Origin of the sequence: Mangrovimonas sp. DI 80, from assembly GCF_001975575.1 — a bacterium.
GTDB lineage: Bacteria > Bacteroidota > Bacteroidia > Flavobacteriales > Flavobacteriaceae > Mangrovimonas_A > Mangrovimonas_A xylaniphaga.
The window spans coordinates 27,369-43,831 of sequence record NZ_MSDT01000004.1 but is presented as its reverse complement, the minus strand read 5'-3'; the positions used below and the strand labels follow the sequence as shown (position 1 = coordinate 43,831).

At 38.0% G+C, this 16,463-nt stretch carries 16 protein-coding genes; 7 read left to right on the top strand and 9 right to left on the bottom strand.

All coding sequences use genetic code 11. The annotated features are described in order from the left end of the window. The first annotated feature begins 3 nt into the window (after window positions 1-3). Window positions 4-267, top strand: coding sequence for a hypothetical protein (locus BKM32_RS07940; RefSeq protein ID WP_076663354.1), 264 nt, complete (start codon window positions 4-6; stop codon window positions 265-267). On the opposite strand, the gene BKM32_RS07935 is transcribed toward BKM32_RS07940, so the two are convergent. After that, entirely contained in the window at window positions 244-1,074 is an 831-nt protein-coding gene (locus BKM32_RS07935; RefSeq protein WP_076663353.1) for a hypothetical protein, read from the bottom strand. The two genes, BKM32_RS07940 and BKM32_RS07935, sit on opposite strands and share 24 nt — an antisense overlap. A gap of 121 nt (window positions 1,075-1,195) precedes the next feature. Between BKM32_RS07935 and gcvP the strand changes: the two genes are divergently transcribed. The 4 genes from gcvP to BKM32_RS07915 all read left to right on the top strand — a co-directional run bounded on the left by gcvP (window position 1,196) and on the right by BKM32_RS07915 (window position 6,593). Further along, window positions 1,196-4,045: an aminomethyl-transferring glycine dehydrogenase gene (gcvP, locus tag BKM32_RS07930; RefSeq protein WP_076663352.1), complete on the top strand. Its 2,850-nt coding sequence runs from the start codon at window positions 1,196-1,198 to the stop codon at window positions 4,043-4,045. 102 nt (window positions 4,046-4,147) lie between these two features. Continuing rightward, a complete protein-coding gene (locus BKM32_RS07925) occupies window positions 4,148-5,206 on the top strand; it encodes a 3-oxoacyl-ACP synthase III family protein (RefSeq protein WP_076663351.1) in 1,059 nt (352 codons plus the stop codon). A gap of 2 nt (window positions 5,207-5,208) precedes the next feature. Next, window positions 5,209-5,730, top strand: a complete 522-nt coding sequence (locus BKM32_RS07920) for a methyltransferase (protein ID WP_076663350.1) — start codon at window positions 5,209-5,211, stop codon at window positions 5,728-5,730. Window positions 5,731-5,750: 20 nt separating this feature from the next. Then, window positions 5,751-6,593: a glycosyltransferase gene (locus tag BKM32_RS07915; RefSeq protein WP_076663349.1), complete on the top strand. Its 843-nt coding sequence runs from the start codon at window positions 5,751-5,753 to the stop codon at window positions 6,591-6,593. A 10-nt stretch (window positions 6,594-6,603) separates the two neighbouring features. Here the strand turns inward: BKM32_RS07915 and BKM32_RS07910 are convergent, their stop codons facing one another. Both BKM32_RS07910 and pafA read right to left on the bottom strand, forming a co-directional pair. Continuing rightward, window positions 6,604-7,410 carry a DNA/RNA non-specific endonuclease gene (locus BKM32_RS07910; protein WP_076663348.1) on the bottom strand — a complete coding sequence of 269 codons (807 nt, stop codon included), beginning with the start codon at window positions 7,408-7,410 and terminating at the stop codon, window positions 6,604-6,606. Continuing rightward, window positions 7,403-9,091 carry an alkaline phosphatase PafA gene (gene pafA, locus BKM32_RS07905; protein ID WP_076663347.1) on the bottom strand — a complete coding sequence of 563 codons (1,689 nt, stop codon included), beginning with the start codon at window positions 9,089-9,091 and terminating at the stop codon, window positions 7,403-7,405. The genes BKM32_RS07910 and pafA overlap by 8 nt, the downstream gene beginning before the upstream one ends. Window positions 9,092-9,212: 121 nt before the next feature. On the opposite strand from pafA, the gene BKM32_RS07900 reads away from it, so the two are divergent. Both BKM32_RS07900 and BKM32_RS07895 read left to right on the top strand, forming a co-directional pair. Then, window positions 9,213-9,950 carry an ABC transporter permease gene (locus tag BKM32_RS07900; protein WP_053977338.1) on the top strand — a complete coding sequence of 246 codons (738 nt, stop codon included), beginning with the start codon at window positions 9,213-9,215 and terminating at the stop codon, window positions 9,948-9,950. Beyond that, window positions 9,950-10,717 carry an ABC transporter ATP-binding protein gene (locus BKM32_RS07895; protein ID WP_053977337.1) on the top strand — a complete coding sequence of 256 codons (768 nt, stop codon included), beginning with the start codon at window positions 9,950-9,952 and terminating at the stop codon, window positions 10,715-10,717. The genes BKM32_RS07900 and BKM32_RS07895 overlap by 1 nt, the downstream gene beginning before the upstream one ends. Window positions 10,718-10,726: 9 nt before the next feature. Here the strand turns inward: BKM32_RS07895 and BKM32_RS07890 are convergent, their stop codons facing one another. From BKM32_RS07890 to BKM32_RS07865, 6 genes are read right to left on the bottom strand one after another with little or no spacing between them, the layout of a single operon-like run. Continuing rightward, window positions 10,727-12,214, bottom strand: coding sequence for a DUF389 domain-containing protein (locus BKM32_RS07890; protein WP_076663346.1), 1,488 nt, complete (start codon window positions 12,212-12,214; stop codon window positions 10,727-10,729). A 2-nt stretch (window positions 12,215-12,216) separates the two neighbouring features. Beyond that, window positions 12,217-13,296, bottom strand: a complete 1,080-nt coding sequence (locus BKM32_RS07885; RefSeq protein ID WP_076663345.1) for a mannose-1-phosphate guanylyltransferase — start codon at window positions 13,294-13,296, stop codon at window positions 12,217-12,219. Between the two features lie 49 nt (window positions 13,297-13,345). Beyond that, a complete protein-coding gene (locus BKM32_RS07880; RefSeq protein WP_076663344.1) occupies window positions 13,346-13,942 on the bottom strand; it encodes a SprT-like domain-containing protein in 597 nt (198 codons plus the stop codon). Between the two features lie 23 nt (window positions 13,943-13,965). Further along, the gene (locus BKM32_RS07875) at window positions 13,966-14,607 is read right to left on the bottom strand and encodes an HAD family phosphatase (protein WP_076663343.1); all 642 of its coding nucleotides are present in this window, start codon (window positions 14,605-14,607) and stop codon (window positions 13,966-13,968) included. 3 nt (window positions 14,608-14,610) lie between these two features. Then, a complete protein-coding gene (locus BKM32_RS07870) occupies window positions 14,611-15,294 on the bottom strand; it encodes an SDR family oxidoreductase (protein ID WP_076663342.1) in 684 nt (227 codons plus the stop codon). Window positions 15,295-15,297: 3 nt separating this feature from the next. Further along, complete coding sequence (locus tag BKM32_RS07865; protein ID WP_076663620.1) at window positions 15,298-16,230, bottom strand: M20/M25/M40 family metallo-hydrolase; 933 nt, start codon at window positions 16,228-16,230, stop codon at window positions 15,298-15,300. Window positions 16,231-16,463: the final 233 nt, after the last annotated feature.

Sequence of the window (16,463 nt, the reverse complement as noted above, 5' to 3'; positions counted from 1 at the left end):
TTTATGAAAAAAAGTATCCTTTTTATATCCTGTGATGAAGCACTTGAAATATGCGACCGCTCTCAATATGGAGAAGCCTCTTTTTGGGAAAAATTAAAATTCAACTTCAGATTTTGTTGGTGCAAAATGACCAGATCCTACTCTAAACAGAACAAAAAGCTCACTAAAGTGATGAAGGAATCCAATATTGAATGTCTGAAAGAAAAGGAACGCCAAGACCTACATCAAAATTTTGAAGCTTTTCTACGTAACCAAGAGCAACAATAACCAAAATATAGGAATCCCTTCCACCCAAAAACTGCAGTAATAAGGTCTCTGATTCTTACTAGCAAAATATAAAAAAGCTCCCAGAACAAAGGATACCAACAAAAGACAAAGCTTAAATCTTATATCTTGGCCATGTCTTATCAACTCCAATCCCAACATGACCAACAACAAGGTACCTCCAAAAATTTTAGTTCGTTTGACACCTATTTTCTGTGGAATGGTAGATAGCTTCAAGCTATCATAATTTAAATCCCTAATTTCAAAAGGTAGTATCAACACCAATACCAAAATAAATCGTTGCAAAAACGGCAATAGTTCTTCCAAACCAATAGGATAATCTGCATTAAATAAAGGTAACAAGACTGTAACCCCTGCCCAAACCAAAGCAATAACATATACCTTTATACCACTTATACTTCTCAGGTTTTGATTTTTGTCAAATAGCATTTTTCTTGGTAAAAATGGAACGGCATACAAGAAAGTAACTGCTCCAAAAAAGGCAATATAAAGTAATGTTTTAAGCTCTAACCGCGCAGCATAAAAGCACATCAACAAGAAACAAACAAAAGAAAAAAACTGAATGAATTTGAGCCAATAGGCTAGACTTCGGTGGTGAAACTTGGCCAACCCAAAAAATTTAACAAAATTATATCCCGTAATACTGGCATAAAATATAAAATACAGCACGGTTTCATCGTAAGGCAAATTGTATTCCATTAGGGTAATCCAAGACATGGCATAGACCGCCAAAGCCACGTGAATACTGCTGTTAATGTAAAAATTGAAAATGCGTTTTAGAAACCTCACCTCACAAAAATAATTAAAGTGTTAATAAGAGCTTCATTTGGTTAAAAAACTTTCATTATCATTAACATAAAACCATGATTAATTCCGTAATTTTGCGCCTCAAAAACACAATTTTTTTAGAATGAATACAAATGCTTTCGCTTTGCGTCACATTGGTCCAAGAGAGGAAGACCAAAAAAAGATGTTAGAAACAATAGGTGTTGACTCTTTAGACCAACTCATTTACGAAACAATTCCGGATGATATTCGATTACAGAAAGACTTGAAGCTCGATGCTCCAATGACCGAAAACGAATACCTCAACCATATTCATGAACTTTCTAATAAAAATAAAGTTTACAAAACATATATTGGTTTAGGCTACCACCCAACTATCCTTCCTGCCGTTATTCAACGTAACATTTTTGAAAACCCAGGATGGTATACAGCCTACACGCCATACCAAGCAGAAATTGCTCAAGGTCGTTTGGAAGCACTTTTGAACTTCCAAACCATGATTACAGACCTTACAGGTATGGAGCTTGCCAATGCGTCTTTGTTGGATGAAAGTACTGCTGCTTCAGAAGCTATGAGCTTATTGTTTGCCGTACGTTCTAGAGACCAAAAGAAAGCTGGTGTAAACAAATTCTTTGTTTCCGATTTAATTTTACCACAAACCTTATCCCTACTTGAAACCCGTGCCTTGCCAATTGGCATTGAATTGGTAGTAGGAAATGAAGCTGAATTTGACTTCTCTTCAGATTTCTTTGGTGCGATTTTACAATACCCAGGAAAAGACGGTCAGGTTACTGATATCAAAACTTTCATTGAAAAAGCACAATTAGCTCAAATTAAAGTAGCTGTTGCTGCCGATATTCTGAGTTTGGTAAAATTGGAAGCTCCGGGAAAATTTGGTGCCGATGTGGTAGTAGGAACAACACAGCGTTTTGGAATCCCAATGGGATTTGGAGGTCCGCACGCCGCTTACTTTGCAACTAAAGAAGCTTACAAGCGTGACATCCCTGGACGTATCATTGGAGTAACCAAAGACACCAACGGTAACAGAGCCCTACGTATGGCGCTTCAAACTCGTGAGCAGCACATCAAGCGTGATAAAGCAACTTCAAACATCTGTACTGCGCAAGTACTTTTGGCTGTTATGGCTGGAATGTACGCTGTATACCACGGACCAAAAGGTTTGGAATTTATTGCCAATAAAGTGCACCACTCTGCAGCCAGTTTATCTGCTGCTTTGGAAAAATTGGGTTACAAGCAACTAAATACAAGTTATTTCGATACGCTTCAAATTGAAGCCAAAGCGAAAAAAATCAAAGAAATTGCTAAAGACCATAAGGTAAACTTCTTTTACCCAAGCAAGCACACAGTAACTATTTCAATTAACGAAACAACATCTTTAAACGATGTAAACGAAATCATTGAAATTTTTGCTAAAGCTGCCAAAAAGAAAACGATCAAATTAACTTCTATTGAAGAAGCTAATCATATTACTGAAGATCTTAAGAGAAACTCAGAATTCTTAACGCTTGAGGTTTTCAACAAGTATCACTCTGAAACAGAGTTGATGCGTTACATCAAGTTTTTGGAGCGCAAAGACCTTTCTTTGAACCACTCCATGATTTCTTTGGGGTCTTGTACCATGAAACTTAATGCTGCTGCAGAAATGCTACCATTAAGCTGGGCAAAATGGACCAACATTCACCCATTTGCTCCTGCAAAACAAGCCAAAGGATACTTGACTATGTTAAAGGCTCTTGAAGACCAATTAACAGAAATTACTGGATTTGCTGGTACTTCTTTGCAACCTAACTCTGGAGCTCAAGGAGAATTTGCAGGTCTTATGGTAATTAAGGCTTACCACGAATCTCGTGGAGACCACCATAGAAACATCTGTTTGATTCCTTCTTCTGCACACGGTACTAACCCTGCGAGTGCGGTTATGGCTGGTATGAAAGTAGTGGTTACCAAATCTACAGACAAAGGAAACATTGATGTTGAAGACTTACGCCAAAAAGCAGAATTGCACAAAGACAACCTTTCTTGTGTCATGGTAACCTACCCTTCAACACACGGAGTTTACGAATCTGCAATTAAGGAAATTACTCAAATTATCCACGACAACGGAGGTCAGGTGTACATGGACGGAGCCAACATGAATGCTCAAGTTGGACTTACAAATCCAGGAAACATTGGTGCCGACGTATGTCACTTGAACTTACATAAAACATTTGCCATTCCTCACGGAGGTGGTGGACCTGGTGTTGGACCTATCTGTGTTGCCAAACAATTGGTACCATTCCTTCCAGGAAACCCATTGGTAAAAACTGGAGGTAAAAAAGCCATCACAGCCATTTCTGCAGCACCTTACGGATCTGCCTTGGTATGTTTGATCTCTTACGGATACATTAAAATGTTAGGAGCTGAAGGTGTTACAGAAGCTACCAAAACTGCCATCTTGAATGCCAACTATATCAAGTCTCGTTTACAAGGAAGTTTTGACACGTTGTATTCAGGTGAATGTGGGCGTGCTGCTCACGAAATGATTGTAGATTGTCGTGCCTTTAAAGCTAATGGAATTGAAGTTACAGACATCGCAAAACGTTTAATGGACTACGGTTTCCACGCTCCTACGGTATCTTTCCCAGTAGCAGGAACCTTGATGATCGAGCCTACCGAAAGTGAAAGCAAAGACGAAATGGATCGTTTCTGTGACGCCATGATTTCTATCAAAAATGAAATTGATCAGGCTAGTAAAGACGACGCTAACAACGTTCTTAAAAATGCACCTCATACTTTGGAGATGTTGACATCGGATGAATGGTTGTTCCCATACACTCGTGAAGCAGCTGCTTTCCCATTGGATTATGTGAAAGAAAACAAGTTTTGGCCATCGGTAAGACGTGTGGATGACGCATTTGGAGATAGAAACCTTATCTGTACTTGTGCTCCAATTGAAGAATATATGGAAGCCTAAACATGTTCAAACACTAGTTTGAACATCGTAAATTGTTACTAAATATTTAATGCCTTTAATTTTCCTATTGTACCTTAGCGAAAATTAAAGGCATTCTTCTTTATGAATATTAAGATTACTGGTATTGGAAGTTACATTCCAAGCTCCATCGAAAAAAACGAAGACTTCAATCAACACATTTTTTTAAATTCAGACGGATCAAGTTTCGGCCACAGCAATGAAGTAATCATTGAAAAGTTCAAGGCCATTACAGGAATTGGGGAAAGGCGTTACGTGAATCCCATGCTGAACTGTTCCGACATTGCCTTTTTTGCCGCCGAAAAAGCCATTTCCAACGCCAACATCGATCCAGAAACTTTGGATTATATCATCGTGGCCCACAACTTTGGAGACGTTAAACACAATACCATACAAAGCGATATGGTGCCATGTTTGGCCTCTAGGGTGAAACATAATCTTCGAATTAAAAATCCAAAATGCGTGGCCTATGATATCCTTTTCGGATGTCCAGGATGGATTCAAGGAGTCATTCAAGCACAAGCCTTCATTAAAGCTGGAATCGCCAAACGTTGCCTCGTAATTGGCGCTGAAACCTTAAGTCGCGTAGTAGACAAACACGATAGAGATTCCATGATCTATTCCGATGGTGCTGGGGCCAGTATTATTGAAGCCACCGAAGACGACGGAGGTATTTTGGCTCATGAAACTGCTACATATTCCTATGACGAAGCCTATTACCTTCACTTTGGAAACTCCTATAACAAAGACCTCAACCCAGACACGAGATACATTAAAATGGACGGGCGCAAGATTTATGAATTTGCCTTATCCCATGTGCCTCAGGCCATGAAAACCTGTTTGGACAACAGTGGTTATGGCATTGAAGATGTAAAAAAGATTTTCATCCACCAGGCAAATGAAAAAATGGATGAAGCCATTTTAAAACGTTTTTATAGACTTTACAGAGCCAATATTCCTGAAGGCATCATGCCCATGAGCATTTCGAAACTGGGAAATAGTTCCGTAGCCACGGTGCCAACCCTTTTGGATTTGGTGCTTCAGAATAAAATTGAAAATCAATCTCTATCTAAAGGTGATGTTATTATATTTGCAAGTGTTGGTGCCGGAATGCACATCAACTCCATAGTTTACAAATATTAATAATGTACGAAGGAAAATTTCCGCATAAGCGCTACAAAAAAACCATTGAATTTTTAAAAAGCCACGTCGCAAAAAGTGCAAATATCTTGGACCTTGGCGTTCCTAATCCTTTTACTGAAGTGATGAAGGAACATGGGTTTTCAGTGACGAATACGAAAGGTGAAGATTTGGATGAAGATGTTTCCAACATCATAAATTCCAATGCCGAGGTAGTCACAGCTTTTGAAATATTTGAACATTTATTGTCGCCTTATACGGTTCTTAAATCTATTAAGGCAAATAAACTTGTGGCAAGTATCCCTTTAAAATTATGGTTTTCCTCCGCCTACCGAAGCAAAACAGATCCTTGGGACCGTCATTACCACGAATTTGAAGATTGGCAATTTGATTGGCTTTTGGAAAAAGCTGGTTGGAAAATTATTGCAACAGACAAGTGGACCAATCCAACCAAAAAGATTGGCATTAGACCTATTTTACGCTGGTTTACGCCTAGATACTATATTGTTTATGCTGAGCGTGTTTAAACTGAAAGCTTCTTGATCTTTTGGATTTTAGCATTGTCATACCTGCCCACAACGAAGAAATTACCCTAAAGGTGACTTTGGAATCTTTGGTGGCCCAAACCTTATTGCCGAAACAACTGGTCGTGGTTAACGACAATTCAACTGACGAAACACTAAAAGTCGCGAAGGAATTCGCCAATAAATATCCTTGGATTACGGTTATTGACATTACCTCATCAAAAGAACACGAACCAGGTTCAAAAGTTGTGAATGCCTTTTATAAGGGACTTGAAACTTTAGATGGTGCCTATGACATCATTTGTAAGTTTGATGCCGATTTAATTTTCCCTCCCAATTATCTTGAAAAAGTCGCTGCACTTTTTAAAAGTAACAACACTATAGGGATTGCAGGAGGTATTCTCCACATTGAAAAAAATGGCCACTGGGTTTATGAAAACATTGCCAAACAAACCCATGTTAGAGGCCCAATAAAAGCCTATAGAAAACAATGTTTTGAAGATATTGGCGGCTTAAAAAGATCCATTGGCTGGGATACGGTCGACACACTTTTGGCACAATATCATGGTTGGCAAATGGCTACGGACACTAACCTAAAGGTAAAACACCTGAAACCAACGGGAGCCCAGTACCAAAAAAACTCCAAATACAAACAGGGAGAGGCCATGTACAAAATGCGCTATGGAATTACCATAACTAGTATTGCTGCTTTAAAATTGGCTATGAAAAAGAAAAGTCCCAGCCTGTTTAAAAACTATCTCATGGGCTACTTTAAGGCTAAGCAAAATGGATTGGAATATTTGGTCTCAAAACCAGAAGGTGATTTCATTCGATCCTTACGATGGAAAGGCATTCTTGGCAGATAGTCCCACCAGTCTAAAACTCCCAATCACTATACTCTTCAGAAGCTTCTAAAGTATTCTCCAAATTATCTTCCAATTCAGGAAAGAAATCAATGCCGGTTATATGTTCCAGAGAATCTACAGAGACCACAAAGTTATTCAAGTGCTCACTACTCTCTTTAGCAGGAATTAAAAATGCAATTATTTTAACTTCCGAATTGGAATCATCAAAAATCACCTTATAAAAATAGTCTGGCACCGAAACATGTTCCTCTCCTATAGTTTTCAAATTCTTGGTAAGGACTCCTCCCGTAACTACAAAAACGCTATTATATTCCTTTGCCCATCGCCTAGTTTGTTCCTCTAACCTATTCCAAACCCCTGCATTGAAATAATGATCCTGAGGACTAATATTACTGGTCAAAAAAGTTTCATAATAGGCTTCCAAACTATACCTCCTATCCCCTGCAGGACATAAATGTCCGCGATCGTACCCTGAATTTTTATAGTTACGCCAATGTGCAGCCCCAGTCTTTACCGTTGAATCTATTTCAAAATATGGCCGTTTAAAATCCAAATCCGAAAGGTGGTCTTTTCTAAGTTCATAGGCCACCCATTCTGCTTGTTCATGCTCTTCGCTATAAGATAGCGAGTAACTGTCATGATGTATCACTTGTCCCATTGTACTCTTAGGAAGTAAGCGAAGTTTTGTTTCTGATTTTGGTAAACTTGCTTCAGCAAAGGCTTCTTCCAAAGCCAACTTTTCCAAATGTTCATTGCACCACAAGACACCTACTCCTAGCCCCAATGCCAAAATAGCAAACCCCAAACGTTTAGTCATGTAACAATACAAATTCTAAAGGATTCCCTATAGCCGCATTGGGCAGGCTAATACCTAACAAAGCTGAAATAGTTGGCGCAATGTCTGTAATCCAAGTTCGCTGAAGTGTTTCTCCCTGTTTAATTCCCTTTCCAAAAAACAACAAAGGGACATGGGTATCATAATTAAAACCTGTGCCGTGATCTGTTCCCGTTTTGTTCCATTTGGAGTCCTTGAAAACCCCCGGCGTATATACAAACAGAATATCGCCAGAACGCTTCTGGTGATGACCATTGGCCAAGAAAGTTTCCAAATACCCTTCAGGACCTTCAAATTGGTTGATAGAAGAAGTGATGTACACTTTGTCGATTAGTTCATAAGTCAACAATTTATTCGCTACAAAAGTTTTCACTTCCTGTAAATTCAAGTTGTAATCCTGTATTTTTTCATGGTCCAAAACCAATTGATTGTTAAGTCTACTTAATATTAATTTGGAAACACTGTACTTGTCTTTCAACAATCGATTCATCTCATCAAACATACCACTGACATCAAATAATCCTGCGGGAATTTTATTGGAAGACAAAAACGCAGGAACATTTGGCGCAGCGTGATCGGCAGTTAAAAACACTACATATTCTCCCTTCCCTACCTTCTGGTCTAAAGCATTCAGCAAACGCTCCAATTCCAAATCCAAGCGCAAATAGGTATCTTGAATCTCTTTGGAATTTACTCCAAAATCATGGCCAACCTTATCGGTACTTGAATAACTCACCGTCAATACATCGGTGATGTCGTCTTTCCCCAAAGCTTCAGCATCAATAGCTTTTAAAGTGAAATCTGTTGTTAGACTATTTCCATAAGGAGAATCGGCAATAATTTCATAGCCACCATTTTTAGATTTCAAAGCTTTTAAATCATACGGAAAGGTTGAAGTCTTCTTACCGTCAAATATTCTTTCAAAATTATTTTCATCGCTTCCGCTTTCCGTATAGGTCTCAAAATCGTATAAAGTATCCCAAATTTTAAAATAAGACTTGGCAATTCCCGACTTGTTAAATTCTTTTACCCATTCTGGTAATTCTTCCATATAAAAGGTGCTCGAAATCCAATTTCCCGTACCATTGTGATCGTAATCGAACCAATAGGCAGCATTGGCGGTATGGCCCGCCGGCAAAATGGCGCCTCTATGTTTTACTGAAATTCCAATGGTCTTTCCTCTCATTTGCGTGAACAATCTATTCTCATCAGCAAATGTCGTAGTCAACATTCTTCTTGGCGATTTTTTCCCATCATCACTTTTGGTTCCTAAAGGCTTTACCTTATCATCCTGAACGCAATTCACTTCTTCTCTGGTTTTCATATCATACCAATCATTACCAATAATGCCATGGTATTTGGGAGTTGTTCCTGTGAAAACAGAAGCATGCCCCGGTCCAGTTTTAGTTGGGATATAATTAAAGTGATTGTTTTTGCAATTAAAGCCTTCATTTATCAACCGCTTAAAACCACCCTCACCATACTTATTATAGTAACGGGTTAGATAATCATATCGCATTTGATCCACTATAATCCCAACTACCAATTTAGGTTTTGAAATCTGCGAATTTTGAGTTGATAAAATTGAATTTTCGGTATTATTTTGAGCCCTTACAGATGTACAAAAAGCACATATAACCAACAGACATACAAGGTTTTTCATAGAATGATCTCAAGGATAATATTCAAAGCAACTCAAAAATACTGTTTTTTAGGTATCATAATTGGATTTTAAGGTTAAATACCCCTAACTTTTTTTTACTTTAGCGCTAACAAAATTTCGTATGACGGCCCTTAATAATATTGGTAAATATTTTTTGATGATTGCAGACATGTTTCGCAAACCAACCAAATGGTCTGTGATGAAACAGCTGATTTTAAAGGATATTGACGATTTAATTATTGGTTCCTTAGGAATTGTTGCGTTCATTTCCTTTTTCGTTGGAGGTGTAGTAACCATTCAAACAGCCTTAAATATCGACAACCCATTGATCCCAAAATACCTGGTTGGATTTGCCACTAGGCAATCGGTGATTTTGGAATTTGCCCCTACCTTTATTTCCATTATTATGGCTGGAAAAGTAGGGTCATTTATTACTTCCAGTATCGGGACCATGCGTGTTACGGAGCAAATTGATGCCTTGGAAGTGATGGGAGTGAACTCCCTTAACTATTTGGTGTTCCCTAAAGTTATCGCATTACTATTGTATCCCTTCGCTATTTCCATTGCTATGTTTTTAGGGATTTTAGGAGGAATGGCCGCCTGTTACTTTGGAGGTTTTGTATCGGTAGATAATTACATCATGGGAGTACAGCAAGACTTTACGCCCTTCCACCTTACCTATGCCTTCATTAAGACATTTGTATTTGCATTTGCGTTGGCAACCATACCATCCTTCTACGGTTACTATATGAAAGGTGGTGCTTTGGAAGTCGGTAAAGCCAGTACCACCTCATTTGTTTGGACCAGTGTGGTAATCATCCTATTGAACTATTTACTCACACAAATGTTATTGAGCTAATGATTGAAGTAAAGAACTTACATAAGTCGTTTGGAGACACCCATATTTTAAAGGGTATCAGTACCACTTTTGAAAAAGGGAAAACCAACTTGATCATTGGCCAAAGTGGCTCGGGAAAAACTGTATTCTTAAAATGCCTCTTAGGCTTATTTCCTTATGAAAAAGGAAGTATTATCTACGAAGGAAGGGTCTACAACAATTTGACTGAGGACGAAAAACGCGATTTACGTGCCGAAATTGGGATGGTTTTTCAAGGAAGTGCCCTGTTCGATTCCATGACCATTCTAGAGAATGTCATGTTCCCTTTACGAATGTTTACCAAACAAAGTAAAAGCGAAATGGAAGATCGCGCCGACTTTGTCTTGAAGCGCGTGAATTTGGATGGCGCCCATCATAAAATGCCAAGTGAGGCTTCCGGAGGGATGCAGAAACGGGTAGCTATTGCTAGAGCCATTGTTAACCGTCCGAAATATTTGTTTTGTGATGAACCTAACTCTGGACTGGATCCAAAAACAGCTATTGTTATTGACAACTTGATCAAAGAAATTACCGAGGAATACCAAATCACAACCGTTATTAATTCGCATGATATGAATTCGGTAATGGAAATTGGCGAAAAAATTGTGTTCCTAAAAAATGGTTACAAAGAATGGGTAGGCTCCAACAAAACCATCTTCAAAACGGACAATGAAGCTGTAACCGATTTTGTGTACTCTTCCGAACTGTTTAAAAAGGTACGTAAAATGTATCAGGACGAAAACAGTTAGTAGCTTTCGTTACTCCTGTTTTACGACCAAACTATCTAAATTGTATTTCACTTTCAACCATTCTTCCAAACGTTTTTGACGCTCAGGAATGTCTTTCCCCTTCAACTTGTCATTCCAATCTACCATGAACACAGATAGGGTATCAATCTTCTTAAAATTAGAGGTAATAACGTTTGAATAGGAAATTCTATCCACATCCTCGTAGTTGATTTTAACCTCTTTGGTCAACTCTTCAAAAGGAATCAAGTTTTTCTCAAGTTTATTGAGTTTTTTCAACTCCCCTTCCAAAAATACAATGCGTTCTCCCTGTGACATTAAATCAATGGAATCACGATAACGGATTTGCTCCATATACTTCAAATTGTCTAGGTTTTTGGACTTATTTTGATTTACGAAGAGAGTTGTATTTTTTAGATGTTTGTATGTACTCATTCTATCTTCCAATACCGCTATATTCTCTTCAGGAATATCATCCAAACCAAATGAGTTCAATTCAATAATTGAGTTTTTTCCTCCATTATATTCTGGGCTCGCATTTTTCCGCATGTAGTCTGGATGCGGCAAAGGCGACACAATTTCTTTCTTCAAAAAATTATTCACATCGCGTTCCCAGTTACTTTCATTCAACACCAAAATAAAGGTCCAAATAGCAGGTACCATTACAATAATTGCCAAAATGGAAGCTGCTCTTGCTATCAATTTTCTCTTTTGGGAATTGGCGTATTTCAGCATAGGAAAACGTAACACTTTCACTACTAAAAATGTTGCCAAAGCAATAAAAATAGTGTTGATAGTAAAGAGATACATCGCTCCAAGGAAATAGGTGATGTTCCCTTTCGCCAAACCGTAACCCGCCGTACAAAGTGGCGGCATCAACGCCGTAGCAATTGCCACTCCAAAAATTACGGAAGCTATGGTTCCTTTCTTTGTTTTGGCAATTATTAATGCCAAACCACCGAAAAACGCAATAAGCACGTCTCTAATATCAGGTTTCACACGCCCTAAAAGTTCCGAATTATCTTCGCTTAAAGGAAATATGTAAAAAAACATAAAGGCCGTAAGCAAACTCAAAACAATCATGGTCGCCAAATTGATCAATGATTTTCTCAGAGTATCAATATCATTGATTCCAATGGATAACCCCACCCCCAGAATAGGTCCCATAAGAGGCGAAATTAACATCGCTCCAATAACCACAGCTGTCGAGTCGGCATTCAATCCTATGGAGGCGACGAATATCGAACAGATTAAAATCCAAGCAGTAGCTCCTTGGAAGGGGATATCATTCTTTATGGATTCAATGGTAGCGTCACGATCGGTGTCTTCCCTAAAATCCAATAATTCACTTAAAAAAGTTTTGCTACTTTTTAAAAGACCTTTGGCGTCTTCCTTTAAGGCTTGTTTAGATTCTTCGACTGCTTGGTCCTTTTTTTGATCTTCCAAAGCCTGCTTTTTCTGCTCCTCTTCTTCAGAAAAATTGAATTTATTTTCGGTCATACTTACCCGTAATTTTCCCCAAACTTGGCCTTCACCGTTTGGAGGACTTGCTTTATATCTTGTTCTTTTGACTTAGGAAAGATAAGTAAAACTTCGTCTTTGTCAACAATAATATAATCATTTAGGCCTTCTACTACGACAATTTTATCCTTTTTACTTCTAATCATATTGCCAGAAGCATCTTCCAATAGGGTTTGTGCATTGACTATGGCATTGGCATTGCTATCCTTCTCCAATTTATCATATAGACTTCCCCAGGTCCCCAAATCATTCCAATCGAAAGTTGCTGGCAAGACAAAAACATTTTCACTCTTTTCCATAATGGCATAATCCACTGAAATGTTCTCTGCCTTTTTGTAGTTTTCTGCAATAAAGTCTTTTTCCAGATCAGTGTTATAAGCCTCCATTCCTGTTTGAAATAGAGCAAACAAATCTTCTTGGTTATTCTGAAATGCCTTTACAACGCTTTTAACACTCCAAATAAATATCCCTGCATTCCACAAAAAGTTACCTTGTGCCAAAAATTGCTTTGCGGTTTCATAATCTGGTTTTTCACGAAACTGACTTACATGTTTAATAGGGGTTTCAGAATCTTTATCAAATTCAATATAACCATACCCTGTGTTAGGAAACGTTGGTTGAATTCCCAAGGTCATTAATGCATCATGTTGAGCACAGTAATCAAAAGTCTGCTGAACATTATCTATAAACGCCTGTTCATCTTCAATCCAATGATCACTTGGAGCGACAATCATAACCGCATCTGGGTTTTCCTTTTGAATTTTTAAAGAGGCATACAAAATACAAGGTGCTGTATTTCGCATTTCGGGCTCAAGAACCACTTGGTTTTGCGACACCTCTGGCAATTGCTCCAAAACCAAATCGTTGTAACGCTCATTGGTAAGAATAAAAATATGGTCTTTAGGAATCAGTCTTGCCAAACGTTCAAATGTTTTTTGAATCAAGGTTTCCCCGGTTCCCAACATATCGTGAAACTGCTTTGGATAACTTTCTGTGCTTACTGGCCAAAATCTGGATCCTACGCCTCCTGCCATTAAAATGGCATAATAATTTTTATTCATAAATGTTTTTCGTCTCTTCTCTTAATTCTTTTTGTTGATTGATCATATCTTAAGCCAATACTTCCACTTCGGCATTTGGGTTGAACAAATACAGTTTTCCCGTACTCAACTCCAAACATTCATAACGCTTCGTACGTCTTTTTCCCATTTTGAAAACCCTTCCGTTGTAAAGTTTAAACTGACTTCCAAAAGGAACTTCAAAAATATAAGTTTTATTGTTGGCTTCATCAAATTGCTTTAAAGCTAACGCTAAGTTAACATCGGTATCGCTACTGGCCTTGGGATTTTTAAAATGTTTCGCCAAAAGCGGCAACAATTCATTTGGAAATATTGCAGGATGCAATAATGGCAACATTAAATGCTGAAAGGTATATTTCCACTCCTTCCCATGCGGTTTGATAACTCTACCATAATTTCTGTAAGCTTCAAAATGAGCAATTTCATGCACCAATGTGATTAAAAACCTGTAAGGATTTAAGTTTGAATTTACCGTAATTTGGTGTTTTCCATTGGGTAAACTTCTATAATCGCCATGTCTGGTTTTACGCTCCGATTTTATTTTAACCGATAAATGATCGTGGTTTAAAAGCTCAACAACATAAGCAACGGCAGCTTCTGGAATAAAATTTTGAAGGGTCTTTTGCATCTTTCAAAAATACAGGAATTCTTCTAATTAACTAACCATTCTCCCAATTCATCCATATGCCCAAACGTGCGGGTGGCAATGGCTGGCAATTCGTTATTATAGTCATGCACCACAAAGCCAAACACATCAAAACCTCCTGCTTTGGCTGCGGTGGCTCCTAAAAATGAATCCTCTACGACAACACATTCATCAGGATGATATCCCATGGTTTTGGCTGCCCATAAAAACACTCCTGGATCTGGTTTCCATTTTTGGATTTCGTAGCAACTAAAAATGTTTTTTTCAAAATAAGATGACAATCCCGTCAATGCCAAATTATGTTTTATTTTCTCCTCAGTGCCACTTGAGGCTACCCCAAAGGGTACATTCAATTTCGCCAGCAATTGGGAAACACCTTCTATAGGTTCCAGTGAACTTTTGAACAACTCAAAACTGCGCTCCCTATACATGTCCTTAAAATTATCAGGAAGTGGTTGCGGCACCAATTTCGCAATTTTATCATAACACATTTGCATAGACCTGCCCTTAAAATGGGTTAAGGCATACTCCAAATCAATATTACCCCCCAACTCATTGGTCATGTCTGCCAGCACCTGATTGCTCAAGGGTTCACTATCCACCAAGACCCCATCACAATCAAAAATGACACATTTGTACTTTTTCATTTGTTATGGAGTTGAATTGGATACCTGCAATAATTTGCCGTTGTAAAATTTATGTCCATTTAAGGCGAATTCCGCTATATAATTTGCCATTTGCTTGCCCGTTGTAGGTGCTTGATATCCTGGAAAAGCTTCTTCCAACATTTCTGTTTGCACAGCTCCCAGAGCCAATACATTGAAAGAAGGACCAGTTTCTTTATATTCCTCTGCCAGCAATTCGGTTAGAGTAATGACCGCTCCCTTACTGGAACTATAGGCTGCCAAACCAGCAAATTTCATACTGCCCTGAACCCCTCCCATAGAACTAATGGTCACCACATGACTATCTTTTTTCATAAAAGGCAATACCGTTCTTGTCATTTCGGAAACACCAAAAACATTCGTTCTGTATACCTGTTCAAAATCTGAAAAGGATGTTTCACTAAAAGGTTTATTCAATAGAGTCCCAGCATTATTGACAAGAATATCTACCTGCCCCCACTCTTTCTCAATAAAATCTTTCACCCTTTCATAGGCCTCCATATCGCCTAGATCGAACGGCATAGCAGACACATTTGCGAGATTAAGGTTGGAGATGGGAGTTTGATTTCTTGAAAGTGCCAAAACGTTATGTCCTTGGCTGGACAAAATTTGCACCATTTCAAACCCTATCCCCCTACTAGTCCCAGTGATGATAATATTCTTTGTCATTTCTTAATTCATTTTTATTTCCTGACTAGGCGTATTACATACGGTTTCAATAACCGGCATCATTTTATTGATAATGCTAGCCATATATTTATAATCCATCAGCTGGGCCTCATCCCCTACTTTGTGATAAAAATTATAGTTGGTTAAATCACAACTTGACAAGGTGTGACATGGCAATTTAAATTCTTGGTAGAAAGGATAATTATCTGAAGCCCTAAATAAACCGTACTTTTTAGCAATTTCAGAAAACCCAACAAACTTGCTTCCATTGTAGTTATTTAATTTTTCGGCTACATTGGATAAATCATACCCCGTTACAAACACGTCATAATCCCTACCTGTGAAAGGCACTCCAATCATTTCAAAATTAAGCATGGTGTAAAGATTAAAGTTTTCCTCCTTTAATCTTTTCGCTAGATGGCCAGATCCTAAAAGCCCCATCTCTTCAGCAGAAAATAATACAAACATGATACTACGTTTGTTGGTCTTTTCCTTCGCAAAATGCTTGGCCATTGCTAAAACAGCAGCCGATCCCGAAGCATTATCGTTGGCCCCATTGGCAATGGAATCCTGATCTACCTTTTTACCGTAACCTATATGATCATAATGTGCTCCCAAAATGACATATTCATCTTTTAATTTTGGATCATTTCCTTCCAAAACCCCAACCACATTAAAACCTTTCAAACTGTCTATTGGAAATTCATCTTGATACCCCTCAAAATATGGTTTGATGCCATAACTTTTAAATTTATCTTCAATGTATTTAGCCGCCTCCGTGATTTCAAGAGTACCAGTATTTCTACCCTTTAAGTCATCTGAAGCCAAAAAAGAAACCATTTCCTTTACCTCTTCCTCTGTTGTAGCAGAGGTTCTATCAAAATTTTTGAAATTGAATAGTAGGACAACAAGTAGTACGATATAGATTTTTTTCATAGAGAATTTCATTAAAGATGTAAAAATAACAAATCTCTTGGCCCCATAAAACATCCTAAAATCATAAAGTTTATACAAAATGCTACATATGCCATCCCCTTTAGAAAAACAAATGAACTATACGTCATAGTCTTTGAATTAAAATTACAAATAGATTGGAATCTTTCTAAATAATTTTAGTATACCTATAAGTGCCAACCACTTATAACCAACTCATTTATTAACCTTTAATC